The sequence below is a fragment of the Flavobacterium rarum (SeqCode) genome, assembly GCF_965234445.1.
Classification (GTDB): domain Bacteria; phylum Bacteroidota; class Bacteroidia; order Flavobacteriales; family Flavobacteriaceae; genus Flavobacterium; species Flavobacterium rarum.
The window spans coordinates 42,623-68,783 of sequence record NZ_OZ248479.1 but is presented as its reverse complement, the minus strand read 5'-3'; the positions used below and the strand labels follow the sequence as shown (position 1 = coordinate 68,783).

Annotated in this window: 18 protein-coding genes and 1 pseudogene; 10 read left to right on the top strand and 9 right to left on the bottom strand. The window is 34.4% G+C overall.

Features of this window, described 5'->3' with window-relative positions:
- The first annotated feature begins 110 nt into the window (after positions 1-110).
- The 9 genes and pseudogenes from AC8GF4_RS00265 to AC8GF4_RS00225 all read left to right on the top strand — a co-directional run bounded on the left by AC8GF4_RS00265 (position 111) and on the right by AC8GF4_RS00225 (position 7,585).
- Positions 111-617 (top strand): DUF4251 domain-containing protein, encoded by a 507-nt coding sequence (locus AC8GF4_RS00265; RefSeq protein ID WP_506591610.1) that lies wholly within the window; start codon positions 111-113, stop codon positions 615-617.
- Between the two features lie 236 nt (positions 618-853).
- Positions 854-2,098 (top strand): BamA/TamA family outer membrane protein, encoded by a 1,245-nt coding sequence (locus AC8GF4_RS00260; protein WP_506591607.1) that lies wholly within the window; start codon positions 854-856, stop codon positions 2,096-2,098.
- A gap of 72 nt (positions 2,099-2,170) precedes the next feature.
- A complete protein-coding gene (locus AC8GF4_RS00255) occupies positions 2,171-2,653 on the top strand; it encodes a hypothetical protein (protein WP_506591605.1) in 483 nt (160 codons plus the stop codon).
- Positions 2,654-2,861: 208 nt separating this feature from the next.
- On the top strand, positions 2,862-3,620 hold the full coding sequence (locus AC8GF4_RS00250; RefSeq protein WP_506591603.1) for a hypothetical protein: 759 nt from the start codon (positions 2,862-2,864) through the stop codon (positions 3,618-3,620).
- A 277-nt stretch (positions 3,621-3,897) separates the two neighbouring features.
- The gene (locus tag AC8GF4_RS00245; protein WP_506591601.1) at positions 3,898-4,818 is read left to right on the top strand and encodes a transporter; all 921 of its coding nucleotides are present in this window, start codon (positions 3,898-3,900) and stop codon (positions 4,816-4,818) included.
- Between the two features lie 83 nt (positions 4,819-4,901).
- A pseudogene (locus tag AC8GF4_RS00240) lies at positions 4,902-5,969 on the top strand (AI-2E family transporter).
- A 397-nt stretch (positions 5,970-6,366) separates the two neighbouring features.
- Complete coding sequence (locus AC8GF4_RS00235; protein WP_506591599.1) at positions 6,367-6,585, top strand: hypothetical protein; 219 nt, start codon at positions 6,367-6,369, stop codon at positions 6,583-6,585.
- The gene (locus AC8GF4_RS00230; protein ID WP_506591597.1) at positions 6,579-6,884 is read left to right on the top strand and encodes a type II toxin-antitoxin system RelE/ParE family toxin; all 306 of its coding nucleotides are present in this window, start codon (positions 6,579-6,581) and stop codon (positions 6,882-6,884) included. Before AC8GF4_RS00235 ends, AC8GF4_RS00230 begins: the two co-directional genes overlap by 7 nt.
- 71 nt (positions 6,885-6,955) lie before the next feature.
- Entirely contained in the window at positions 6,956-7,585 is a 630-nt protein-coding gene (locus tag AC8GF4_RS00225; protein ID WP_506591595.1) for a CatB-related O-acetyltransferase, read from the top strand.
- Between the two features lie 115 nt (positions 7,586-7,700).
- On the opposite strand, the gene AC8GF4_RS00220 is transcribed toward AC8GF4_RS00225, so the two are convergent.
- The 4 genes from AC8GF4_RS00220 to AC8GF4_RS00205 form a co-directional block, all read right to left on the bottom strand.
- Positions 7,701-9,491, bottom strand: coding sequence for an acyl-CoA dehydrogenase FadE (locus AC8GF4_RS00220; protein WP_506591593.1), 1,791 nt, complete (start codon positions 9,489-9,491; stop codon positions 7,701-7,703).
- A 34-nt stretch (positions 9,492-9,525) separates the two neighbouring features.
- Positions 9,526-10,707 carry an acetyl-CoA C-acyltransferase gene (locus AC8GF4_RS00215; RefSeq protein WP_506591591.1) on the bottom strand — a complete coding sequence of 394 codons (1,182 nt, stop codon included), beginning with the start codon at positions 10,705-10,707 and terminating at the stop codon, positions 9,526-9,528.
- 93 nt (positions 10,708-10,800) lie between these two features.
- Positions 10,801-13,191, bottom strand: coding sequence for a 3-hydroxyacyl-CoA dehydrogenase/enoyl-CoA hydratase family protein (locus AC8GF4_RS00210; protein ID WP_506591589.1), 2,391 nt, complete (start codon positions 13,189-13,191; stop codon positions 10,801-10,803).
- Positions 13,175-13,642, bottom strand: a complete 468-nt coding sequence (locus AC8GF4_RS00205) for a MarR family winged helix-turn-helix transcriptional regulator (RefSeq protein WP_506591587.1) — start codon at positions 13,640-13,642, stop codon at positions 13,175-13,177. The genes AC8GF4_RS00210 and AC8GF4_RS00205 overlap by 17 nt, the downstream gene beginning before the upstream one ends.
- A gap of 865 nt (positions 13,643-14,507) precedes the next feature.
- On the opposite strand from AC8GF4_RS00205, the gene AC8GF4_RS00200 reads away from it, so the two are divergent.
- Positions 14,508-15,839, top strand: coding sequence for an ATP-binding protein (locus AC8GF4_RS00200; protein ID WP_506591585.1), 1,332 nt, complete (start codon positions 14,508-14,510; stop codon positions 15,837-15,839).
- Between the two features lie 53 nt (positions 15,840-15,892).
- Here the strand turns inward: AC8GF4_RS00200 and AC8GF4_RS00195 are convergent, their stop codons facing one another.
- The 5 genes from AC8GF4_RS00195 to AC8GF4_RS00175 all read right to left on the bottom strand — a co-directional run bounded on the left by AC8GF4_RS00195 (position 15,893) and on the right by AC8GF4_RS00175 (position 26,031).
- Positions 15,893-16,933, bottom strand: coding sequence for a proline iminopeptidase-family hydrolase (locus AC8GF4_RS00195; protein WP_506591583.1), 1,041 nt, complete (start codon positions 16,931-16,933; stop codon positions 15,893-15,895).
- 222 nt (positions 16,934-17,155) lie between these two features.
- Positions 17,156-18,937, bottom strand: a complete 1,782-nt coding sequence (locus tag AC8GF4_RS00190; RefSeq protein WP_506591581.1) for an AMP-dependent synthetase/ligase — start codon at positions 18,935-18,937, stop codon at positions 17,156-17,158.
- Between the two features lie 863 nt (positions 18,938-19,800).
- The gene (locus AC8GF4_RS00185) at positions 19,801-20,244 is read right to left on the bottom strand and encodes a hypothetical protein (protein WP_506591579.1); all 444 of its coding nucleotides are present in this window, start codon (positions 20,242-20,244) and stop codon (positions 19,801-19,803) included.
- Between the two features lie 146 nt (positions 20,245-20,390).
- On the bottom strand, positions 20,391-24,077 hold the full coding sequence (purL, locus tag AC8GF4_RS00180) for a phosphoribosylformylglycinamidine synthase (RefSeq protein WP_506591577.1): 3,687 nt from the start codon (positions 24,075-24,077) through the stop codon (positions 20,391-20,393).
- A 112-nt stretch (positions 24,078-24,189) separates the two neighbouring features.
- Positions 24,190-26,031, bottom strand: a complete 1,842-nt coding sequence (locus AC8GF4_RS00175) for an endonuclease (protein ID WP_506591575.1) — start codon at positions 26,029-26,031, stop codon at positions 24,190-24,192.
- Positions 26,032-26,161: the final 130 nt, after the last annotated feature.

Genomic DNA, 26,161 nt, shown 5'->3' with positions numbered 1-26,161 from the left:
AATTAATTTATAAATTTTCCCAGATAACAGTTGTTGTTGATGTTTGTCAAAATCGTACATTTCTTCTCGAAAGCTATCTGGATTTATTAAAAAGCAAATATTATTTATTTATGAAAACTTTATTCTTGACTGTATTTATGTCTTTTTCGATGTTTTTTTGTTTTGCTCAAGAGAAAACGAAACAGCAATTAAAAGAAGAAAAAAAAATTGCAAAGCAAAAACAAGTTCAATCCCTTATTGATTCAAAAGAGTATGAATTTGTTGCTGTAACTGCTTATCCACAGGGAACTAGAAGTATTGATATGGTTTCAAATCCTAATTATTTACGCATTAAAAATGATTCCGTTTTTAGTGAAATGCCTTATTTTGGACGTGCCTTTGCTGGAGTTGGATATGGAGGCAGTGGAGGTTTGGATTTTAAAGGTCCTGTTCAAGATTTTTCTATCACAAAAAACAAAAAAGATTATACTATAAAAGCAAAAGTGAAAGACAATTCAGATTCTTATACTATCATTTTAACTGTTTTTTTTGAAGGGAATGCATCCTTAACAATAAATTCTGTTCATCGTAATTCTATAAATTACCGTGGAAGTATTGATAAAATCATAATAAAATAGTTTTATTATTAATGCATTTCGCTTTAAATAACTCCATTTTTATAACTGTATAGTTAAATCTAGTTTCCGCAATAGAAATCTACTTCAATTTAATTCTTCTTTAATATAAGAACGAACCTGTTTGTTTTTATATTAAATAAATCAATTTGGATTTATATTTTAATAACAATTTTAAACGTGTATCTTTATAATATAAGAATCTATTTAATAAGCGTATTCTAAAAGTAAAAGTTGTTATGTTTAAATTTTTAATTCCTTACATTTTTTTCTTTTTCGGAATGCAATTTACAATAAGTGCTCAAGAAAATTCAAGTATGGATGTTTCTTGTCCGTCAAAGACCGTATTTGAATTGTTCAAAAAAAAGGATTCTGTGTTGATTGTTAAATCTATAAAAAATAGCTTTTTGCTTGTTATTCCTGTCATTGGAGTGCAACCAGCTACAGGTTTTAGCTATGGAGTAACCGCTCAATTTACTTTTAAGGGACAAGATGTTTTAGACAAATATTCTTCTGCAAATCTTGGAGTTGTTTTTACCACAAAAGAACAGTTACTTGTTAATGTAAAAAATAATATTCTTTTGAAGGATAATAAATTGTACTTGAGTGGTGATTATAGACTATATGTTTTTACTCAATCCAATTATGGCTTAGGAACCAATATACTACCCAGAAAAAGTAAACAACCGGATTTTGATATTGAATCGATTGAAGAACCAATGGATTATAATTATTTTAAATTTCATCAGACCGCTTCTTGGGAGGTGAAAAATCATTTTTATATAGGTGGCGGAATGGAATTGGATTGGTATTCTGCTATAATTGATAAAAACTTGGATGTTGACAACGGAAAATATACAAATCATTATAATTACAGTCAGCAATATGGTTACAATGAAAAAGAATATTTTGTAAATGGTTTAAGCCTAAATTTAATTTATGATTCTAGAGACAATCAGATTAACACAAGAAAAGGTTGGTTTGCAAATATAAACTATAGATTTAATTGGGGTTTGTTTAATGAACAGAATTCTAGTAATGTGCTTTATACAGAGTTTAGATATTTTCTTCCATTGGATTCCAAAAAAGAACAATTTGTTTTGGGTTTTTGGGTATACGGTCAATTTGTGACCAAAGGAACTGTTCCGTATTTAAATTTACCTGCAATTGGATGGGATCAACGCAGTCGAAGTGGTGAAGGGTATACTCAAGGACTGTTTAGAGGAAATAGTTTAGCTTATTTTCAAACCGAATTACGATTTCCTTTAACTTGTAATCAGCTTTTGAGTGGAACTGTTTTTGCAAACTTTACAACAGCAAGTAATGAAAATAAGGATATCAAACTAGTACAGCACATACAGCCTGCAATTGGTTTTGGATTGCGACTTTTAATTGATAAAGCAACTCGTACCAATCTGGTTTTGGATTATGCGGTTGGGAATCATTCAAAAGGTTTTTATTTAAATGCGGGAGAGACTTTTTAATGAATTTAATGCAATTGTTTTAAAAGAGAAATCATATATTTGATATAATTAACAAACAAAACAAATACAAATATGAAAAAAGTATTTTTAGTATTGGCAGTAGCATTCTCGGCTACAATATTTGGACAATCTACTTTAAAAGAAGATGTTGAGATTGTACAATCAGTTTATGGAAAATCAAAGTCAGATTTAGTGACTCAGTACATGGCATTAAGCGGAACTCAAGCGACAGATTTTACAAAAGTGTACGATGCTTATGAGGTAGAAAGAAAAAAATTGGGTCAAGAAAAAGTTCAATTAATCAATCAATACGCAACGGATTATACAACTTTGACGGCTGTTAAGGCAGATGGACTTGTTAAAGGCACATTAAAAAATAACCAAGCATACGATAAGCTTTATGCAACTTATTATGAAAAAGCAAAAAAAGCTGTTGGTGCTTTGAATGCAGCAAAATTCATTCAACTCGAAATTTATTTACAAACCGAAATTAGAAGCAGTATACAAAACGCTATTCCTTTTATTGGAGAATTGGATATGACTAAAGTGCAATAAATTCTGGATTTATATTAATTTTAAGAGAGTGTAATCATTGGGTTACACTCTTTTTTAATTTTATATTAGTCTTTTATTTAAAGTAGTATTGTTAATTGGTACTGTTTTAATTCAATTTTATAATAGAAATTAATTTAAATTTCTATTCACAGAATAAAAACGTTAAATTTGTTAAAATTATATCCTAAACTTTATATAATTAAAAAACATGAAAATCTCCAAAAATCAACTTAGAAAGACTCCTTTTTTTATAGCATTTTTCTTTATTTATTCTTCTGTTTTTTCACAAGGAGCTTCAAATGAATTTAAAAACTCTGTTAAGTTTAATGTCTCCAATATGTTGCTTTATGATAATTCGTATCAGTTTTCGTATGAAAGAATTATAAAGGAAAATCAAAGTATAAATGTGTTTGTTGGTTATCAGGAGTTTCCAATAGTAAAAGTAGATCTTGGTTTAGATGCTGATTTTGGTAAAAAAAATGATAGAACTGGATATTCGATAGGTGCAGAGTATCGTTTTTACTTGGGAAGTGTAAATAAATATAGCGCTCCTAGAGGTGTTTATTTGGCTCCATTTGTAAGTTATTTTAATTTCGGAACAGATAGAGATATTAGTCATACCGACCCAGATACTGGGGTTGTTAGTACTGCTACTCTTGCTTCAAAATTCAACTTATCTAATGTTGGTGGTGAATTGGGGTATCAGTTTGTGTTATGGGATAGATTTGTTGTGGATTGTGTATTGTTTGGTCCTTCGTTAACACGATATAAATTTAATTTAAAACTAGACGGAAGCTTACCTGGTCTTGATGATAATGAAATTTATCAAAAGGTCATTGAGGGTATAAAAAATAAATTCCCAGGAATTGATGGAATTACAGGAGATGAAGGTGTTGAGAGAAAAGGAGTTCAATCTATAACTGCTGTAGGCTTTAGATACAACATCAGTATTGGTTATAGATTTTAAAAATGAAAAGAAAATTGCTACTAAAACCTCAAAATTTTTTTGAGGTTTTTTTAGGTTTTATTCTAATCTGTTTTGTTGGTATTCTTCTTTTTTTATGAAGAACTTCTTGAAACATGCGATCCTGCGTAAGGGATAGAGCAAGGCGCCAAAGCGCTCGTGATAGCCCGACCCCATTGAGTAAAGGGGGCAAATAAGCGGTGTCTAAAGTAGCCCCCTTTTGCTCAATGGGGTTACGCCCAAATCATTTTGTTTTTTATTTATATTAAAAATACGAATTATGTTTTTTATTTATTTATCGTGTGTTAGAAAAGGATTGTTTTTTGGTATTGGTCTTTTTTGGTTTGGTGCAGTTGCATTGGCGCAGGATCTTGAACCAAGAGTATATGCCAATATGCCCAAAGGAGCTAATGTTATTGTGGGAAGTTATGGCTTTTTGAAGGGGGATGTTGTTTCGGAACCTAATTTACCTATTAAAGATTTCATTATTTCAAGCAATAATTTTGGTGTGGGGTATTTGCATACCTTTGGTTTTATGGATAAACTGGCTAGAGTGCAAGTTGTACTTCCGTATGTAATTATGGATGGAAAAGCTACTATAAGCGGAGAGAAAGTTACCGGAAATCGAACGGGTTTTGGAGATATGCGCATCCGACTTGGAATTAATCTTTTGGGTTCACCAGCACTTGCTAGAAAGGATTTTGCGCAATTTCAACAAAAAACTATATTTGGTCTAAGTCTAGTTACTTCGGTTCCTACGGGACTTTATTATGCTGATAAAAGGGTGAATATCGGTGCCAATCGTTGGGGTTTTAAGCCTGAAGTTGGGGTGTCCAAACGATTTAAACATATTTATGCCGAATTCTACTCTGGTGTTTGGTTTTATACCCAAAATAATGAATTTCTCGGCGATAAAGATTTACAGCAAGATCCTGTTCTCTCGTTTCAAGGACATTCTAGTTATTTTTTTAAAAATCAAATGTGGGTTGGGGTAAATATTAACTGGTTTAGTGGAGGTAAAACGGTTGTTGATGATTTGCCTGCTGGAAGTCCAATAAATAACTCTAGAATTGGTGTTACATGGTCTGTTCCTTTGTCAAGGAGTCAATCGGTTAAATTACAAATGAATACGGGGACTTTTAAAGAGATTGGGTTAAACTACGATTCTGTTAGTCTTTCTTATCAATATGTTTTCTTTTAATTGGATATGTAATTAAAAACTCTAAATTCACTTTTTTAAAGTACATTTTTTTTGCGAAACATAATATTAAGTAATAACTATTCATGGAAAATTCAAACCAAAACAAAAGCAAACAGCTTTTTGAAACCATTCTGCAACTAGGGCTTGTTTTCCTTATTTTAGGATTTTGTTTTACCCTTTTAATGCCTTTTATGATGCCAATTCTTTGGGCAATAATATTGGCAATAGTCTTATATCCCGCATTCAACTTTCTTCAAAAAAAATTAAAAGGTTGCAAAAGCCTGGCCTCTTTCATTATTACAGTAGCCTTGTTGGCGTTTATCATTATACCAACAGTAATCTTTGTAGATTCAGTATCGTCAACGGTTATGGATTTAAAAACAGGAGTAGAGAATGGAACAATAAAAGTGGCAACACCAGGACAAAATATCAAAAAATGGCCATTAATTGGGAATAAAGCATACGATTTTCTATATTCATTATCCACCGATTTAAAAACAGGACTACTTCAATACAAAGAGCAAATTATTGAAGTATCCAAGAAACTACTCGGCACCGTTCTCAGTTCCACTGTTGCATTGCTACAAGTAATTCTTTCGGTTATCATTGCAGGAATATTAATGGTTTCTACCAGCGCTCAAAATTTGGCGACCAATTTCATCAAGAGGATCGCAGGTGACTCTGGCGAAGAATTTCTGAACATTTCGGTATCCACTGTCTATCAGGTTGTCAAAGGAATATTGGGTGTTGCTATTATTCAAACGCTAATTCAAGCGGTTGGACTCTTTGGTTGTGGCGTTCCTTTTGCGGGTTTGCTGACCGTTTTGTGTTTGATGCTGTCGATAATTCAAGTCGGCCCCATCATCATCAACCTTGGGGTAATCGCCTATCTTTTCTCCTTAGACAATACCACAGCAGCCATTCTTTGAACTATATTTTTCATCCTAAGCGGACTATCTGACAACGTTTTAAAACCATTATTGCTAGGAAAAGGGGCTTTAGTACCGATGTTAGTCATCTTCCTAGGGGTAATTGGCGGATTCATGATGTCGGGATTCATTGGTTTGTTCGTAGGACCAATTGTGTTCTCCATCGGCTACAAATTGTTCGTCGCTTGGATGGATGATAAACCCGAAAGCACCGTAGCATAAATCTAAATCAGAAGTGCAATTTACTTCGTCAGTTTGCTAAAGCTCGTGTGGGCATGTCACCATAAAGAAAAGGGGCCAACTTACAGTACTTGTTAGTCGGCCCCTTTCCTTTATGCTGTCGGGCTGTTGCTGCTACTTCGGTAGCTTAGCCCATCCCTCATGCAATTCCAAGATCTTTAAGGAAAACGAGAAGGTTTATTTTAATAAAGAACAAAGTATAAATGCAATATTTCTTTTTTCCTGTTTTTATTTAGGAATAGTTACATCTTAGATTTCAAAAGCAGAAATTAGCTTGATTACTATTTAAACCTCTGCTGTTTATTAAGTAAATAATTCAAAAAATATAAATACAGAACAGAATTTGTATATTTGTAAAACACATATAATTGGTCTTATTATGGATTTAGCAACAAGAAAATATAATTTTATTCAAAGATTATTTGAGGTAGATGAGTCTTTATTTGACCAATTGGAGCAATTTTTAGACTCTAAAAAAAGCACTAAACCAATATCTTTGGAACAATATGACACCGAATTAAATCAAGCCAATTCGAGAATTGAAAGCGGAGAGTTTTATTCAAGTGAAGAAGTAGATAAAATCACTAATGAATGGTAGGTATTAGAGTTTTGGTATGGGATAAAATCGCTTTAGACCATTTAAAGGATATATATGACTCTTTAAAAACAGTTGATAATCTAGATTTTGCAAAAGAAGTTAAAAGTGCCATTTTAAAAACGTCCATGGAATTAGTTGCGAATCCTTATATTTATGAACAAGATAGGTTTAAGTTTGATAATGATGGGAGTTTTAGAGCTTTTGTTAAATTCAAATATAGAGTAGGGTATAAAATTACCGACACACAAATTAGAATTCTGCGAGTTAGACATACCAGCAGAGAACCAATCGAATTTTAAACCGTCTGAAGATGACTGTTTTTTTATGGCAAAGAATTTTTTTTCAATCAATTTTTTTATAATAATCAAAAATGACAGCTCCAGATAAAAATATAAAATTTCCAATTCAAAATTATAACCGACTTTGTTTCCTTAAAAATATTATCAAAAATCCCAATATCAGTATTGGTGATTACACCTATTATGACGATTTTGAAAATGTAGAGAACTTTGAGAAAAATGTAAAATACCATTTTGACTTTGTTGGTGACAAATTGATAATTGGTAAATTTTGTATGATAGCCTCCGATGTTAAGTTTATTATGAACGGAGCGAATCACTTGACAAATGCTGTAACAACGTATCCGTTTGCGATTTTCGGTCATGGCTGGGAAGATGCAATGGAAGGGAAACAATATCCTCAGAAAGGAGATATACATATAGGTAACGATGTTTGGATAGGATACAATGCAACTATTATGGCAGGAGTAACCATTGGCGACGGAGCCATTATTGCCACAAACGCAACCGTAATCAAAGACGTAGCACCTTACTCTATAGTTGGAGGTAATCCCGCAACTGAAATAAAAAAACGTTTCTCTGTCGATGTTATCGAAAGACTTTTGAAAATAAAATGGTGGAATTGGGACATCGAAAAAATCACAAGAAATGTTCAAAATCTGACCGATTTAGATATTGAGAAATTAGAAAGTGAGGAGTAACAATTTTAGTTGAAATTATTCTATAAACTAAATCATATCCCATAAAAAAGCCGCTATGTCATTCAGGGACAATAGCGGCTTTTTAAACAAATAAAAAACTAAAAAAGAGTTTATATTAGAAACAGTATGCGTTTTCTGCAACTAATTTTGTGGTGATTGTTTCTCTTAATCCAACAACATTTGGCATGTTAGTGTATTTAGTGAAACGACGTAATCCCATTAACATCATGCGTTGTTCGTCACCTTCAGCAAAAGAAATAATGCTTTCTTTTCCTTTTTGAGTGATAATATCAACCGCTTGGTATAAGTATAATTTTGCCATTGCAATTTGTTCTTTCACTTTGTCCTCACCAGTTGCTTTAGCTAATTTTTCGGTTCTCAAGATCGTACTTTCAGCCATGTAGATTTCGATTAAGATATCAGAAGCAGCCATCAATAATTGTTGGTGTGCGTCTAAGTCTGGACCGTATTTTTGAACTGCTCCACCTGCAACCATTAGGAACGCTTTTTTCAATTTGGTAATCATTTCTTTTTCTTCAGCAAACAATTCAGAATAATCAGGAGTTTCAAAAGATGGAATTCCCATTAATTCTTCTTGTACTTTAGAAGCAGGTCCTAGTAAATCAACATGCCCTTTCATTGCTTTTTTGATCAACATTCCAACAGAAAGCATTCTGTTGATTTCGTTTGTTCCTTCGTAGATACGAGCAATACGAGCATCTCTCCAAGCACTTTCCATTGGTGTGTCTTCTGAGAATCCCATTCCTCCAAAGATTTGAATTCCTTCATCCGCACAGTTTTGAACGTCTTCAGAAACAGCTACTTTCAAGATAGAACATTCGATAGCATATTCTTCAACCCCTTTCAATTCGGCTTCTTGATGAGTAGATCCGGCAGCTTCACGCTCAGTAATACGATCTTCAATGTCTTTTGCAGCACGGTATGAAGCACTTTCTCCTGCGTAGCAAGAAGTCGCCATTTCAGCCAATTTAGAACGGATTGCTCCAAACTGAGAAATAGCAGTATTAAATTGTATTCTCTCGTTAGAATAGTTTACTGCTCCGGTGATTACTCTACGTTGAGCGTCCAAACAAGCAGCAGCTAATTTGATACGACCAACGTTCAAAGCATTCATGGCAATTTTGAAACCATTTCCTCTTTCAGACAACATGTTTTCTACAGGAACTTTAGTATCATTAAAGAATACCTGACGAGTTGAAGAAGCACGAATACCTAATTTATGCTCTTCTTCGTTCATAGAAATTCCATTATCAGCAGTGTTTTCTACGATAAATCCAGTAATGTTTTTGTCATCACCGATTCTTGCGAATACGATGAATACAGAACAGAATCCAGCATTCGAAATCCACATTTTTTGTCCAGTGATGGAATACGTTTTTCCGTCTTCAGATAAAACAGCTTTAGTTTTTCCAGAATTCGCATCAGATCCAGCACCTGGCTCAGTCAAGCAATAAGCGCCAAACCATTCTCCAGAAGCCAATTTTGGCACGTATTTTTGTTTTTGCTCTTCAGTTCCGTATAATGTAATTGGCATTGTTCCAATTCCGGTGTGCGCTCCAAAAGCAGTAGAGAATGAACCCGTTGCTCCCGAAATATAATCACATACCAAAACGGTATTCACAAATCCCATTCCCATTCCACCATAAGCTTCTGGTACAGCTACGCTTAAGAAACCTAGATCACCTGCTTTTTTCATACACTCTTGTGTATATGCATAATCTTTTTTCTCAAAACGATCTTTGTGTGCCCACAATTCTTTGTCAACGAACTCTTTTACAGAGTCACGCATCATTAACTGCTCTTCATTGAAATCTTCTGGCGTGAAGATATCATTACATTTTGTTTCTTTTACGATGAATTGACCACCTCTTGTTTTATCGCTCATTTTTTTTATTTTTTTAAGTAATAGACTTTTTTAATTACAATAACTCATAAATCCCTGCACTTCCTTGTCCAGTTCCAACACACATACTCACAATTCCGTATTTGCTTCCTCTGCGTTTCATTTCGTCAAACAATTGAACAGAAAGTTTAGCACCTGTACAACCTAGAGGATGACCTAAGGCAATTGCTCCACCATTTACATTGATGATATCAGGATTCAAGTTCAATTCGCGAGTAACTGCTAATGCTTGTGAAGCAAATGCCTCGTTCAATTCAATTAAATCGATATCATTTATAGTTAATCCCGCTTGTTTCAACGCTTTTGGAATTGCTTTTACAGGCCCAATTCCCATGATTCTTGGCTCAACACCTGCAGAGGCGAAGTTTACCAATCGAGCTATCGGTTCAAGATTTAATTCTTTTACCATTTCTTCGCTCATAACTAATACGAAAGCAGCACCATCACTCATTTGAGATGAGTTACCAGCCGTTACACTTCCGTCCGCAGCAAAAACAGCTCTAAGACCTGCTAATCCTTCCAAAGAAGTTCCAAATCTTGGGCCTTCATCTTTGTTTACCACATACGATTTGGTTTCTTTTTTACCATTTTCATTGATAAAAGTTTGCTCTACTGTAATAGGCACAATTTGTTTGTCGAATTTACCTTCCGCTTGCGCTTTCAATGCTTTGTTGTGTGATTGAAAAGCAAATTCATCTTGGTCTGCACGAGAGATGTTGAATTGTTTCGCCACCGCTTCGGATGTCAATCCCATTCCCCAGTAGTAATCCTCGTGTCCCGCTTTTGCAACAGCATAATCCGGAGTAGGTTTGTACCCTCCCATTGGAATAAAACTCATGCTTTCGGCTCCACCAGCAATGATACAATGTGCCATTCCAGATTGAATTTTTGCAGTTGCCATTCCGATTGTTTCCAATCCCGAAGCGCAATATCTGTTTACAGTTACACCCGGTACATCATCTACTTTTAATCCCATCAAAGAGATCAAACGACCTACGTTCAAACCTTGTTCTGCTTCCGGCATGGCGTTTCCTACCATAACGTCGTCAATACGTGTTTTGTCAAAATCAGGCAACTCATTCATCATGTATTGAATGGTTTCTGCAGCCAATTCATCAGGTCTTTTAAATCTAAAAACTCCTTTTGGTGCTTTACCTACCGCAGTACGGTAAGCCTTAACTATATATGCTGTTTTCATATTTTTTATTTTTAAGAGTAGAGAATATAGAGAATAGAAAATAGACTTTAAACATTTTCTTAAATCTATATTCTATTCTCTTTGTTCTATTTTCTAATTACGAAGTGGTTTTCCCTTGGTTAACATGAACTGAATTCTTTCTAACGTTTTTCTTTCGGTACAAAGAGACAAGAAAGCTTCTCTTTCAATATCCAATAAATACTGTTCAGATACCAAAGTAGCTTCAGATAAATCTCCACCAGCCATAACATAAGCTAGTTTGTTTGCAATTTTCAGATCGTGTTCTGAGATGTATTTACCGGCAACCATTTGGTTAGTTCCAACTAAGAACATTCCTAAAGCTTGTTTTCCTAAAACTTTTACATCTGTTCTGCGAATTGGTTGTGTATAACCCGCTTCCGCCATTAATAAAGCATGTTTCTTAGCTTCGGCAATTTGACGGTCTTTGTTTACCACCACAATATCTTTACCGTGTTGCAATAGTCCAGTGTCAAATGCTTCGTAAGCTGAAGTTGATACTTTTGCCATAGCGATAGTCATGAAATATTCTTGTAAAACATTCAATTCTACATCGTTTTTACGGAATAAATCAGATGCACGCAAGGCCAATTCTTTCGAACCACCACCGCCAGGAATAACCCCAACACCAAATTCAACTAATCCCATGTAGGTTTCTGCAGCAGCAACCACTTTATCAGCATGTAAACTCATTTCGCAACCACCGCCAAAAGTCATTCCGTGGGGAGCAACTACAACTGGGATTCCGGAATAACGCACACGCATCATCGTGTCTTGGAACATTTTGATAGCCATATTCAACTCATCGTATTCTTGCTCCACTGCCATCATGAAAATCATTCCGATATTGGCACCAACAGAGAAATTCGCTGCTTGATTTCCAATAACTAAACCTTGGTATTCTTTTTCGGATAAATCTATCGCTTTGTTAATCGCAGCTAAAACATCACCTCCAATGGTATTCATTTTGGATTGGAATTCTAAATTCAAAATTCCGTCTCCCAAATCTTGGATGATCGCACCACTATTGCTCCAAACTTTTTTGCTTTCGCGAATGTTGTTCAGGATGATGAATGCATCTTGCCCAGGAACTTTAGTTTGTGATTTTGTTGGAATATTATAGAAATAAGTAGCTCCTTCTTTAATTGTATAAAAACTGGTATTTCCAGAAGCAATCATTTCGGTAACCCAAGCAGCAGGTTCTAGACCTTCGGCTTTCATGATTTCGATTCCTTTTTCAACACCAATGGCATCCCAAATTTCGAATGGACCATTTTCCCATCCAAAACCAGCTTTCATGGCATCGTCTATTTTGTATAATTCGTCTGAGATTTCAGGAATACGGTTGGAAACATAAGCAAACATACCAGAGAAACTTTTTCTGTAGAATTCACCAGCTTTGTCTTTTCCTTTTACCAGAACCTTAAATCTGTTGATTGGTTTGTCAATTGTTTTGGTTAATTCCAAAGTAGCAAAAGAAGCTCTTTTGGCAGGACGGTATTCCAAAGTATCCAAATCCAATGAAAGAATGTCTCTGTCTACTTTTTTGTAGAAACCTTGACCTGTTTTACTTCCCAACCATTTGTTTTCCATCATTTTGTTAACAAATTCCGGAAGTTTAAACAACTCGTGTTGTTCGTCTGTCGGGCAGTTTTCGTAGATTCCGTTGGCAACATGCACCAAAGTATCCAATCCAACCACATCTACAGTTCTGAAGGTAGCCGATTTTGGACGACCAATAACCGGACCAGTCAATTTATCTACTTCTTCAATAGTCAATCCCAATTCTTTTACCAAGTGGAACAAACTTTGAATTCCGTAAATTCCAATACGGTTTCCGATAAAGGCTGGAGTATCTTTGGCAACAACCGAAGTTTTACCCAAGAATTTTTCTCCGTATATCGTTAAGAAATCCAATACTTCTGTTGAAGTTTGTGGACCAGGAATAATTTCGAATAATTTTAAGTAACGAGCCGGGTTAAAAAAGTGAGTTCCGCAGAAATGTTTTTGGAAATCTTCGCTGCGTCCTTCGCTCATAAAGTGAATCGGAATACCAGAAGTGTTCGATGTTACCAAAGTTCCCGGTTTTCTGAATTTTTCAATTTGCTCAAAAACCATTTTTTTGATATCCAAACGCTCCACAACCACCTCGATGATCCAATCTACATTGGCAATCTTGGCCATATCGTCCGTAGTATTTCCAGTGGTGATTCGGCTGGCGAATTTCTGACTGTAAATAGGAGAGGGCTTCGATTTTAAGGAGTTGGCCAAATGTTCGTTTACCACACGGTTACGAACAATTTTACTTTCAAGTGTTAACCCTTTTTTGGCTTCTGCATCAGTCAATTCTCTTGGGACAATGTCCAAAAGCAAGACTTCTACACCAATGTTGGCAAAATGACACGCAATTCCTGAACCCATAATCCCGGATCCAATTACTGCAACTTTTTTAATGGTTCGATTCATCGTTACTGTTTTCTTGTTGATTAAATATGTTTTTATTCTGAATTAGTTCGTTTATTATTTCTGCTACTTCTATGAAAGTGTTTATCTTTTCTTCTGAAATGTGTTTTCTTACGGATTCATTAAAATTCAAAACGGTATTCTTTGAAAGTTCTCTTTTTTCTTTCCCAAAATCGGTCAGGTAAATCAAAACACCTCTACCGTCTTCTGGATTTTTCTTGCGGGTGATTAGCCCTTTTTCTTCCATCGATTTCAACGTTCTGGTCAAACTTGTAGCTTCCATTCCCATTCTGGGTCCCAATGCAGTTGACGGTGTTCCTTCTTCTCTGTCAATACTTAATAATGCAAATCCAGTTGCCATTGTAGCGTCATATTTTGAAGCTTCCTCATTATACATTCTGGATACAGCTTGCCAAGTTGCTCTTAGGATATAATCTATTGTTTTGTTTTTCATTTTCTACTATATCGATTTCAAAAGTAATAAAAAAAATACTATGCACGCATAATAAATTTCATTTTTTTTTAATTTTTTATAAATATAGATAAAAAACTCCTTTGAAATAAGGACTTTAGAAAATATTATGCATGCGCAGTATATTCTTATTTTAACAAAAAGTATACTTTTTTGAGTTTTGAGTAAAATGAGGTGAAAATTTGATTTGCAGTACACAAAAAGGGATTATTGGATGATCTGCTGCATTTGACTGACAACCGATAATCCGATTTATTCATTTTTTACGGATTACCGCAATTTTAAGAAATTTATTATAATTATATTTGAGGGAGTATTTTAATTATTTTTGAATTTTAGAATTGAGGGATAATCTTCTTCGAAGTAATTTCGATACATCAATCATATAGAATATTATAACAATTAAAATCTTTATATTTGAATTATAAACTTCATGAAACATGAACTGCAAAATATCATTTCAGGAAAGAGCTAAGCTAAGCATGGAGTAACTTGCCAAACAGCCACCAGTTACCTTAGAAGAAGCAAGAGCACAAGCAGAATGGCTTAAAAATAGTAGTATTTCTTTAGATAAAAAAAAGAGAATTTAAAGTTATAAATATAAAAGCGTCCCAATTCAGGACGCTTTTATATTTTTATCATCTTTTAGATTATTCACCCTTTCTTAAAATCCCCACTTTCTACATCTCTCAAAAACTGAATTAAGCTTGAGAGTTAAGTTTTTATTGGTTATTGATTTGTATTTTATTATAATTGTTTGGTTTATTGACTTGTATTTTTATTTAAAAACTGTTTTTATTGCCTTGTATTTTATTAAATATGTTATTTTTGTATAAAAATAGACATTATGTATATTCCAAGAAATATTGATATTGAGTTGATTAACTGGAAAAGTGATGAGAAAAAAAAGCCTTTACTAATAAGAGGCGCTCGACAAATTGGGAAAACCTCAGCGATTAGAAATTTAGGAAAGCAATTTACTCATTTTGTGGAAGTCAATTTTGATGAAAATCCGGAGTTTTCTCATTTGTTTGATAAAAGTTTGTCGCCAGACGATATTTGCCAGCAAATTGCAGTGATAAAGAACATTCCGATTATAGAAAATGAAACTTTATTGTTTTTGGATGAAATTCAAGCTTCTCCAAAAGCAATAGGAGTTTTGCGTTATTTTTATGAAAAAAAGCCAAATTTGCATGTGATTGCAGCTGGTTCGCTTTTGGAATTTACTTTATCAGAGATTCCTTCTTTTGGGGTAGGTAGAATCCGTTCTGTTTTTATGTACCCATTTAGTTTTGAAGAATTTTTAGTAGCATTAGGTGAAAATAGTTTATTGGAAAGTATTACCTCTGCTTCGCCTTCAAATCCTATACCATCGCTAATTCATCAAAAAACCATCGGAATAGTCAAGAAGTTTCTTGTAATTGGCGGTATGCCGGAAGCCATTACAACTTATATTGAAAAAAAAGATTTTCTTGCGGTGCAAAAAGTATTGGATGATCTCATTGTTTCTTATCAAACTGATTTTTCAAAATACAAACAGAAAGTGCCAAGTTTAAGAATTCAAGAAGTTTTTAGGGCTGTGGTACAACAAATGGGGAATAAATTCACGTATTCATATTCAAATTCGACATTAACCAGTAATCAAATAAGAGAGGCTTTAGAGTTGTTGCAAATGTCTGGGTTAGTATATTCAATAACACATTCCTCTTGTAATGGTATTCCTATTGGCGCTGAAATTAATGCAAAAAAAAGAAAATTTATTCTTTTGGATACTGGGATTTACCAAAGAATGTTGGGATTAGATTTGACTAGTATTTTTATTGAAAACGACACTGAATTTATAAATAAAGGAACCATAGCAGAATTATTTGTTGGGCTTGAATTGATAAAAAACAGTCCGGAAAACATTATTTCGGCATTGTATTATTGGCATCGTGAATCTAAAAGCAGCAATGCAGAGGTCGATTTTGTCATACAACAGGGTACCGCTATTGTGCCTATTGAAGTGAAATCAGGTACAAAAGGCGCTATGCAAAGTATGTATAAGTTTCTAGAAGAGAAAAAAAGCAATTTTGGGATTAGAACGTCATTAGAAAATTTTGGGATAGTTGAAACAATTAGAATAATCCCAATATACGCAATTGGGATTGCTGTAAGAAATAAGTTAAAACAAATTTAGTAATTATTGCAACAGGGAATTCTATGAGATCATTATGTTGTTTTTACGATTTCTTAAAACTCCCCACCATCCACGTCCCTCAAAAACTGAATCACGCCTTTGAAATAGTTTTTCTGGTCATCGTATTGCGAAAGATGGCTTCCATTAGGACAAAATATAAAGCGTCCGTTTTGCACTTCGTGGGACATCCATTCCATGTGTTTGGGATCCATAGTGTCGAATTTGGCACCTATCACCAGTGTAGGAACGGTAATCGTTTTGAGTCGGGCAGTTACATCCCAATCTTTTAATGTAGCGTTTCCGGTAATTCCAAATTCACTCGGGCCTTGCATATACACATACACAGACGGGTTGATGTGCTTGAAAGCTCTGTTTATGGATTCCGGCCATTGATCAACTGGCATTCTTAGTATGTGCTCGGTATAGTAATATTTAAACAGCAGTTCGGTGTATTTTGGGTTGGTGTAATCTTTGTTTTTTTCGAATGTTTTGATTTGGTCAAAAACAGCTTTTGGAAGTTTGGGCCCAAGAACTTCTTCGGCATATTTGTTGTAAGCAGGCGCGCTGGCCATCATATTGGAAATAATCAGTCCTTTGAGATTCTTTTGGTATTTCAAGGCATATTCCATCGCGAGGATTCCGCCCCAGGATTGTCCCAAAACATAAAAGTTGGTATTGTCACAATCGAGTGCTTTTCGAACCTGTTCTACTTCTTCGACAAAGCGTTCGTTGGTCCACAGACTATTGTCATTCGGTTGATCGGAGTAATAGGAACCCAATTGGTCGTAGTAGATATACTCAATACTTTCGTTTGGGAAATAGCCGTCAAAAGCTTCGTACAGTTCATGCGTGAGACCTGGACCTCCGTGAAGCAATAATACTTTTATGGTTGGATTATTGCCCACCGTCTTTGTCCAAACCTTGAAAGTGCCTTTTGGAGTGGTAATTGGAATCATTTTGATCCCGCCGGTAAACTGATCGTCTCTTTTTGCAAAACTCAGATAATTGGCTTTTATGCTGTCTTTGGTTTTTTCTTTACAGCCTGCAATTAAAAATAGGCTGATGAAAAGGAGGGAGTAGATTTTGATTTTCATACGTTGGTAGTATTTGTTTTTAATGGATTATGGCAGTTATCCTGCAATGTTTTTTCTCGCAAAGACGCAAAGTTTAGAACCCTTCTCTTAGCGCCTTAGCGCCTATGCGAGATATTGATTTATAAACCTTTTTTCAAAATTATTGTGAAGATAAGAAGTTTTTAAATACAAAAAGTCCCGATAGTAACTATCAGGACTTGTGAATTTTAATTTAATTGGTTTTTATTCGAAATGACCGTATATTTTAATATATAGGTTTTTATAAATTTCCAATATAATTTTTCGTTTCATTTTCAAAGTAGGAGTAAGGTGTCCTCCTTCAATCGACCAAACATCGGGTGTCAATTCAAAACGTTTGATTTGTTCCCAATTTCCGAATTTTGGATTGATATGATCAATTTCTTCTTGAATACGAGCAATCACTTTTGGATTTGCAATTACTTCTTCATTGGTTTTACCTACTTCAATTCCGTGAAGTTTTTCCCATTCTCTTATAAACTCAAAACTAGGCTGAATGAATGCTGCTGGCATTTTTTCTCCATCACCTATGACCATAATCTGCTCGATAAAACGAGATTGTTTCATGGTATTTTCGATAATTTGTGGTGCAATGTATTTTCCTCCAGAAGTTTTGAACATTTCTTTCTTACGATCGGTGATAGTCAAGAATCCATTGGCATCAACATTCCCGATATCTCCTGTATGAAAGTATCCGTCGATAATTGCTTCAGCTGTTTTTTCTGGATCTTTGAAATAGCCCATCATCACGTTTGGACCTTTGCAAAGTATTTCGCCATCTTCGGCAATTTTTACTTCAACGCCATCAATTGCTTTTCCGACAGTACCTACTTGAAAACCTCTGTTTCTCATGTCGTTTACAGTAATAACAGGTGAAGTTTCGGTTAAGCCATAGCCTTCCATCACAGGAATTTCGGCAGCAGCAAATACGCGTGACAATCTTTTTTGAAGTGCTGCACTACCAGAAACCATTAGATCCAAATTACCTCCCAAACCTTCTTTCCATTTGCTGAAAATTAATTTACGGGCAATCTTCAATTGGAATTCATACCAAAATCCATTGGCTCCATATGGTGCATAATGCAATCCTAAGTTGATGGCCCAAAAGAAAAGTATTCTTTTTATTCCTTTTAATTCTAATCCTTTAGCATAGATTTTATCGTACACTTTTTCCAGTAACCTTGGTACAGCTGTTATTACAGTTGGTCTTACTTCTTTTAGGTTGTCACTTATTTTATCAATTGACTCTCCAAAATAAACCGATACACCATAATATTGGTATAAATATAAAATCATTCTTTCGAATATGTGACAGATTGGTAGGAAGCTCAAAGCAACACTTTTTCCTGCTTCAAAAGGGATTCTTGGAGCACTGTTTAAAACATTAGAAACTATATTATTATGCGATAACATAACTCCTTTTGGTCTTCCAGTTGTACCAGAGGTGTATATTATTGTAGCTAAGTCTTCTGGTTTTACGTTGTTTTTTCGATCCTCAACTACATCTTGATTGCTTTTGTCTTCGCCAAGAACTAATAATTCTTTCCAATTTTTACAGCCTTCAATTTCATTAAATGAAAAAACATCTTTTAGCGAGGGAACATTCGCTTTGATATTGTTTACCTTGTTTAATACTTCAATATCAGAAACAAAAACATACATTGCTTCTGAATGGTTAAGAATATATTCGTAATCTTCTTGAGTAATTGTTGGGTAAATTGGAACAGTTTGGGCTCCAGTTTGCAAAACACCAATGTCCATAATATGCCATTCTGTTCTATTGTTGGTAGAAATTATGGCAATTTTATCATCTTTTTGTATTCCCATTCTCAACATAGCTCGAGAAATAGCATTCGCTTTATCGATATATTCTTGCGTTGAGGTTTTCACCCAAACACCATCTTGTTTGGTAACTAAAGCATCTGGTTTGTCGAAATTTTCTTTCTGATAATAAGGGAAATCAAAGAGGCGGGTGACAGTTATCATCGTGTATTTATTAATTTAGCTCGCAAATTAAATAAAAAATATCGATTTATTTTTTATTTTATAAAATAAAGACAAAAAATATAATTACATATTTAGCAATCAACGAAATCGATTTCTTAAAATTACGGAATAAGACTATTTTTTTGTGTTTTTTAATGCATTTCATTTTCATTTGGAGAAAAATTAAGCATTAGATTTTATTTACAAAAAGATTCTTTAATTGAGTTTACCAATTTTTGACAATCACTTTATTCAGAAGTAAGAAAGATCCAGTTTTTAATTGTAATAGTGTAGCGAATTTTTATAAAAAACGGTGTTCGTTATTGGCGAACGATTTCTGTAAATGATAATAAAAAAGTTTTTGATAAAATTTCATTGGTAAATAAAAAAGTCTAGTTTCATATTCGTCTACCCCCTTTGTCAAAGTTTAAAACTTTGACAAAGGTTAGTGATTCAACACAACGTTATTAATATTTATTTTTTTAGTTTTCCATTAAAATTTTAGGATAGCTAAAAATAAAAAAAAACAGTTTTATACCATTTAATCTTTGATTTTACTGCAATAAACACGCAACGTCTCTTCGAGTGATTTAGAATAGTAATGCGATAGCTTTACTTTTCTATCCCGATAATTATCAGGAGTATCGAGAAGCCTACAAGGTGCTGGTTCTCGATACATTTCATTAAAAAAAGCTAGCGCATTTTTTAAGGGAACACTCGAACAGACGTAGAACTAGATTGTTTTTTCAAGGTAAATTTAAAGTCTAAATGGTATTACTGATATTCGTGACTTTATAATTTACTGATTTTCTGCAATTATGGATTGAATGACTAGAAATTGATTTGTATTTTTAAAGAATGAATTACTCAATATATTCTTTGACTCTTTCGCCAGAAATATACATTTTCTTTTTATCATGGTGTACTGTGAAAGAGGTTAGAACCCATTCATCTTCTTCTTCAGATTTGGAACTGGCAGTATGAATTTTTTTATACCAAAAAGAATACGAAGCACTATTAAATCCCTCTTTGAAAATAGGTATGCCCAATTCGGAACATTCAATTCCCCAAATGATATTCTCTTTGATGAGATCTTCATTTTGCATTATACCTGAACCATCTTCGTTGAGTAAAGTTGTGGGTTCAATTTGGTTTGTATAGGTATAAAGTCCAATAATTGGGTAACCAATGGCTGTAGCAATATAATGATCTTTGTTATTGTATTTGATTTTGGTAACTTTGAGTTGAGCATAAGAATAAGTTGCACTTAGTATAAATACAACAAGTAATAATGAAGTTTTTTTCATGAATGTAGGTTGGTTTTAAAGGTATTATATTCTCAAAAAGATGGGGGCACAACTTTTGATAATTTTCAATAAAATTAATTAATATATTGATGAAAAAAAACTCATTTCAATTAAGAAATGAGTTTTTTTGGTTTTATATAAATGTCTTAAATTTTCTCAATCCATAATCTAGCATTCACAAACGCTTCATGCCAAGGTGAAACTTCATCATTTCTATCTTTTGGATAATGTGCCCAGTTCCATTGAAAAGTAGAACGTTCAATGTGTGGCATCATTACCAAATGTCTTCCAGTTGTATCGCACATCATTGCAGTGTTGTAATCAGATCCGTTTGGATTTGCTGGATAACCTTCGTAACCATATTTTGAAACAATATTGTAGTTTTCTTCCGGTTCTGGTAAATGGAATTTTCCTTCTCCATGCGAAACCCAAACACCCAATGTGCTTCCTGCCAATGTAGACAACATTACAGATTTGTTTTCTTGTATATTAACAGATGTGAATATACTTTCGTGTTTATGACTTTCGTTATGAAGCATTTTTCCGTGAACTTTGTGCTCTGGATTGATAACTTCCAATTCCATAAATAATTGGCAACCGTTACAGATACCAACCGATAAAGTATCTTCTCTTTTGAAGAAGTTTTTCAATGCTGTATTTGCTTTTTCATTGTATTTGAATGCTCCAGCCCAACCTTTGGCAGAACCTAAAACATCCGAATTGGAGAATCCACCAACAGCGCCGATGAATTGAATGTCTTCTAGATTTTCACGTCCCGAAATCAAATCAGTCATGTGAACGTCTTTTACGTCAAAACCGGCTAAGTACATTGCATTGGCCATTTCACGTTCAGAATTACTTCCTTTCTCGCGAATGATGGCTGCTTTTGGCCTTGGTTTTGAGTTGTCAATTACAGGTTTTTTTCCTGTAAAATGAGTTGGGAAAGTATAGTTTAAAACTTGATTTTTGTAATTGTCGAAACGGGCTTGAGCGGTTCCGTTTTTAGCTTGCTTTTGATCTAATAAGAAAGAGGTTTTGAACCATATGTCTCTGTATTTGGCAATGTCTAATTTGCACGGACCAAAGTCTAAAGTAGCTTCGGTTGTTGCAGTTCCTAATTTGTAGAAAGAAACTCCATTTGCGTTTAATTTAGCTTCCACTGCTTCGTCTGAATTGGCTTGGAAAACTACTGCAATGTTTTCGGCAAAAAGATATTTGATAATGTCTTTTTCTTCGAAAACTGAAAAATTAATTTTGGCTCCCAAATTCACATCAGCAAAACACATTTCTAATAAAGTAGTGATTAAACCACCACTTCCGATATCATGCCCAGCTAAGATTTGATTATCCAAAATCAATTCTTGCATGGTATTGAACGCATTTTTAAAAAATGCTGCGTCTTTTATAGTTGGAGCTTCATTTCCAATAGCATTCAAAGTTTGTGCAAACGAGGAACCTCCTAATTTGAATTCGTCTTGAGACAAATTAATATAATAAATAGAACCTCCGTCTTTTTGTAAAACAGGTTCTACTACTTTTCTAATATCAATACAATTACCTCCAGCTGAAATAATTACCGTTCCCGGTGCAATCACTTCATCGTTTGGATATCTTTGTTTCATAGAAAGTGAATCTTTTCCTGTTGGAATGTTGATTCCCAATTCGATTGCAAAATCCGAACACGCTTCTACAGCAGCATACAAACGAGCATCTTCACCTTCGTTTTTACAAGCCCACATCCAGTTTGCAGATAATGAAATTCCTTTCATTCCTTCTTTTATTGGAGCCCAAACGATATTGGATAAAGACTCCGCAATTGCAGTTCTTGTTCCTGCAACAGGATCAATTAACGAAGCAATAGGAGAGTGTCCAATTGATGTCGCTACACCTTCTATCCCTTGATAATCCAAAGCCATAACACCACAATTGTTCAATGGCAATTGTAAAGGTCCTGCACATTGTTGTTTGGCTACTTTTCCACCCACACAACGGTCTACTTTATTAGTCAGCCAGTCTTTACAAGCAACTGCTTCTAGTTGTAATACCTGCTCTAAATAAGTTGATATATTTTTTACATTATAATCTAATGCAGGATAGTTGTAATCAATAGTTTTATCTGTCATTACCGTTTTTGGGGAACTTCCGAAGAAATCTTCCAAAGCATAATCCATTGGTTTTAAACCTGTAGATTTTGATTCGAAAGTAAAACGGTGGTCGGCAGTTACGTCACCCACTTGGTACATTGGAGAGCGTTCTCGGTCAGCAATTCGCTGTAAAATATCGATGTCTTTTTGACCAATAACCAATCCCATTCTTTCTTGAGATTCGTTACCAATGATTTCTTTTGCCGAAAGTGTTGGATCGCCAACAGGCAATTTGTCCAAATCAATTAAACCTCCAGTTTCTTCAACTAATTCCGAAAGACAATTTAAATGTCCTCCAGCACCATGATCGTGAATAGAAACAATTGGATTATTATCGCTTTCTACCAAACCACGAATGGCGTTGGCAGCACGTTTTTGCATTTCTGGATTCGAACGTTGTATGGCATTCAGTTCAATACCGGAACCAAAAGCTCCTGTATCTGCTGATGAAACCGCAGCTCCACCCATTCCGATTCTATAATTTTCTCCACCAAGAATGACGATTTTGTCTCCTTCTTGTGGTTTCTTTTTTATGGCTTGGTCCAGTTTTCCGTAACCAATTCCACCTGCTTGCATGATTACTTTGTCGTAACCAACTTTGCGGGTTTTTGATTCCCCTTCTTTGGAAGGGTTAGGGGTGGTTTCTTCGTGTTCGAAAGTCAGAACAGAACCGGTAATAAGCGGTTGCCCAAATTTATTTCCGAAATCAGATGCTCCATTCGATGCTTTGATTAAAATGTCCATTGGAGTTTGGTACAACCATTTTCTAGCTGCAACAGCATCTTCCCAAGGTCTATTTTCTTCCAATCGAGAATACGAAGTCATGTAGACAGCTGTTCCTGCCATTGGCAATGAACCTTGTCCACCTGCTAAACGGTCACGAATTTCTCCTCCTGATCCTGTAGCAGCTCCGTTGAAAGGTTCTACAGTTGTTGGGAAATTGTGTGTTTCTGCTTTTAAGGAAATAACCGAATCAAATTCTTTTATTTCATAAAAATCAGGTTTGTCAGCGGTTTTAGGAGCAAATTGCTGTACTCTTGGTCCTTTTACAAAAGCTACGTTGTCTTTGTATGCCGAAACGATATCGTTAGGGTTTTCTTGAGATGTTTTTTTGATTAATTTAAAAAGAGAAGTTTCTTTTTCTACACCATCAATTACAAAAGTTCCGTTGAAAATTTTGTGGCGACAGTGTTCTGAATTGGCTTGTGAGAAGGCAAAAATCTCCGAATCTGTTAATTTTCTACCCAATTTGGTTGACAAATCATCCAAATAGTCTACTTCTTCTTGGCTTAAAGCCAAACCTTCTGTTTTGTTATAAGCAGCAATATCATCGATATTCAATATTGCTTCTGGTTGAATGTGGATGGTAAAAATATCCTGATTCAATTCGGTATATTTTTGCGAAAGCATTGGATCGAAATCATTGAAATCGGCAGTAGCTTTATGGAATTCTTCAATTCGAATAATTCCGGGAATCCCCATATTTTGAGTAATTTCAACCGCATTGGTGCTCCATGGCGTAATCATAGTGGCACGTGGACCAACAAAAAAATCCGACAAGACGGATTTTTCTATTTTATTGGAGTCGGCAAAAAGCCAGTTTAGTTTTGAAATGTCTTGAGCCGAAATTTCGTTTTGCGTATGTACTGCAAAAACAGTTTTGCTTTGGTTTTCAAAGAAATGGATCATTGTTGTGTAGTTTGTTGTATTTAACGGTGCAAATTTAGTTAATTAAGATTAAAAAAAGAATAAAAAAAAAGCGACAATTAAGTCGCTTTTTTAAATGGCACTAAATTTTTAATTAGTTGATTATTATCTTTTTGTAAATTATTTTTGAATCATCTGTTATTTTAACCAAATAAATTCCTTTTGAAAGAATGCTTATTGCTACAGTAGATTGCAGATTATTTTCTTTTGAATATATAGTATTACCTAACATTGAAAATATCTCGATAGCGAAAGGTTTATTCGTATTGTTATAATAAATGGTAAAATCACCATTTGAAGGATTTGGAAACAAAGAAATACCATCTGGTTCTATAACAGCTTCTTCTTTTATTTCTTTTGTGCTCGTTTTACTGCCAAGATTAGTGCAAGTATCTGTGGTAAATGAATCCCATTGTGTAGATAAATTAAATGTAGTGCTAGGTGAAGTGACAGTTGATTTTCTTCTCAAAGTAACATCGGCTGCAAAGTTTGATGTTCCTCCGTTGAAAGTTCCAATAACGTCGATAAGTACTCCATTTTTGAATAAACCTAAGGCATCGTTTCCATTAAAAGTTAATTCGGTTGATGCTGTCGAAATGTTGGCTATGGCTTTGTTATAACAAGCTGAAGCAATAGAACTGTTTACAAGAGTAAATTTACTTCCACTGTTTAATGTGCCAGATAAAGTTAAACCTGTACTCCAAGCTCCAGCTCCATTGGTTTGTTTTTTAACAGAATAAACAGATAAATTAACAGAGGCTCCAGTATTATTTGCGATTTCTAAAGCTTTATTGTTAGACGACCCTTCTATATATTCGGAGAAAAGTAATTCTGTGGCAGTTCCTCCGCTACTATTTGTTGTTGCTGATACAGTATTACTGGATGCAGAGGTATTTCCTGCGGCATCTTTTGCATTTACATAAAATGAATATGCTGTTGAGGCTGTCAGCCCAGTAATGGTAGCGGTTAATGTAGTAACTGTTGTTTTTAAAGTGTTATTCATATAAACATTATAACCGGTAACCCCAATATTATCTGTAGAAGTAGTCCAGCTTAATGAAACGGAAGTTGCTGTTTTGGTTGTTACCGCGAAATTTGTTGGTGCGGTTGGTGCTTGTGTATCTCCAGAAGTAGAACCCCAAATGGCTTGTACGTATTCAGGGTGATCAATAAAAGGGTTTCTGTTGTTTTGTTTTGCATAAATGGCATTGTTTCTAGCAATTTCTCTTGCACTTACTGGGTCTTGTGCGTTCCAAGTCAATAGTATATTTAGAAATGCAGTGGAGAACACTTTGTTGCTTGAACCATCAAACATAGGAAATGAATAAGTTGAAACTGTATTTTCATATCGTGTCGCAAAGTAGAAATACATTCGGGCAATGTCACCTTTGAAATCATTTATGGGTTCAAATACAGTTCCTGTATAACCTGAAACAGAACTAGTACCCAGTTTGCTGCCATTGAGCGTTGTTGTACTTGCGGTTGCAACTGTTCCATGGGGATAGTTTGACCGAATACCGTTTACTTTTCCGTCTGTTGGTGTAATAAAATGGGCATCAGATACCATTGGAGCAGCCGAATTAAAAGAGGATTGAGGTATGATGTGCTCTCTATTGTAGCAATCTCCTTCAACGGAATATGTTCCGCATCTTTGTGTAGAACCAGAAGTATAATTGTAAGGATCTGTTCCTGATGGTTTTTCGGAATACATGTCTAAAATTGTTCCGTCATTTTCATAAAAATTATCAATGTCAGAACTTTGATAAATAGTATATAAACCCGCATAACCATTATCAGTATGCCCTTTTACAATATTGTAGAGTTGCGTTTTTAAGGTATATCCTGACCCAGTTGCTGTTGAGTAATAACTACTCGGTATCTGTGCGATTCCAATAGTAAAGGTTAGTAAAAATAATAAAGAGTAAATTTTTCTCATAATTCAAAAATTAGGTTATTTGCAGTTTTATATAAAATACAAGTCTGATTATCAGAGCGGTATTTTAAATTCAAAACAAAAATATACTTTTTTGTATTCTAAGAAGTTAAGAAAAGGTAATATAATTATG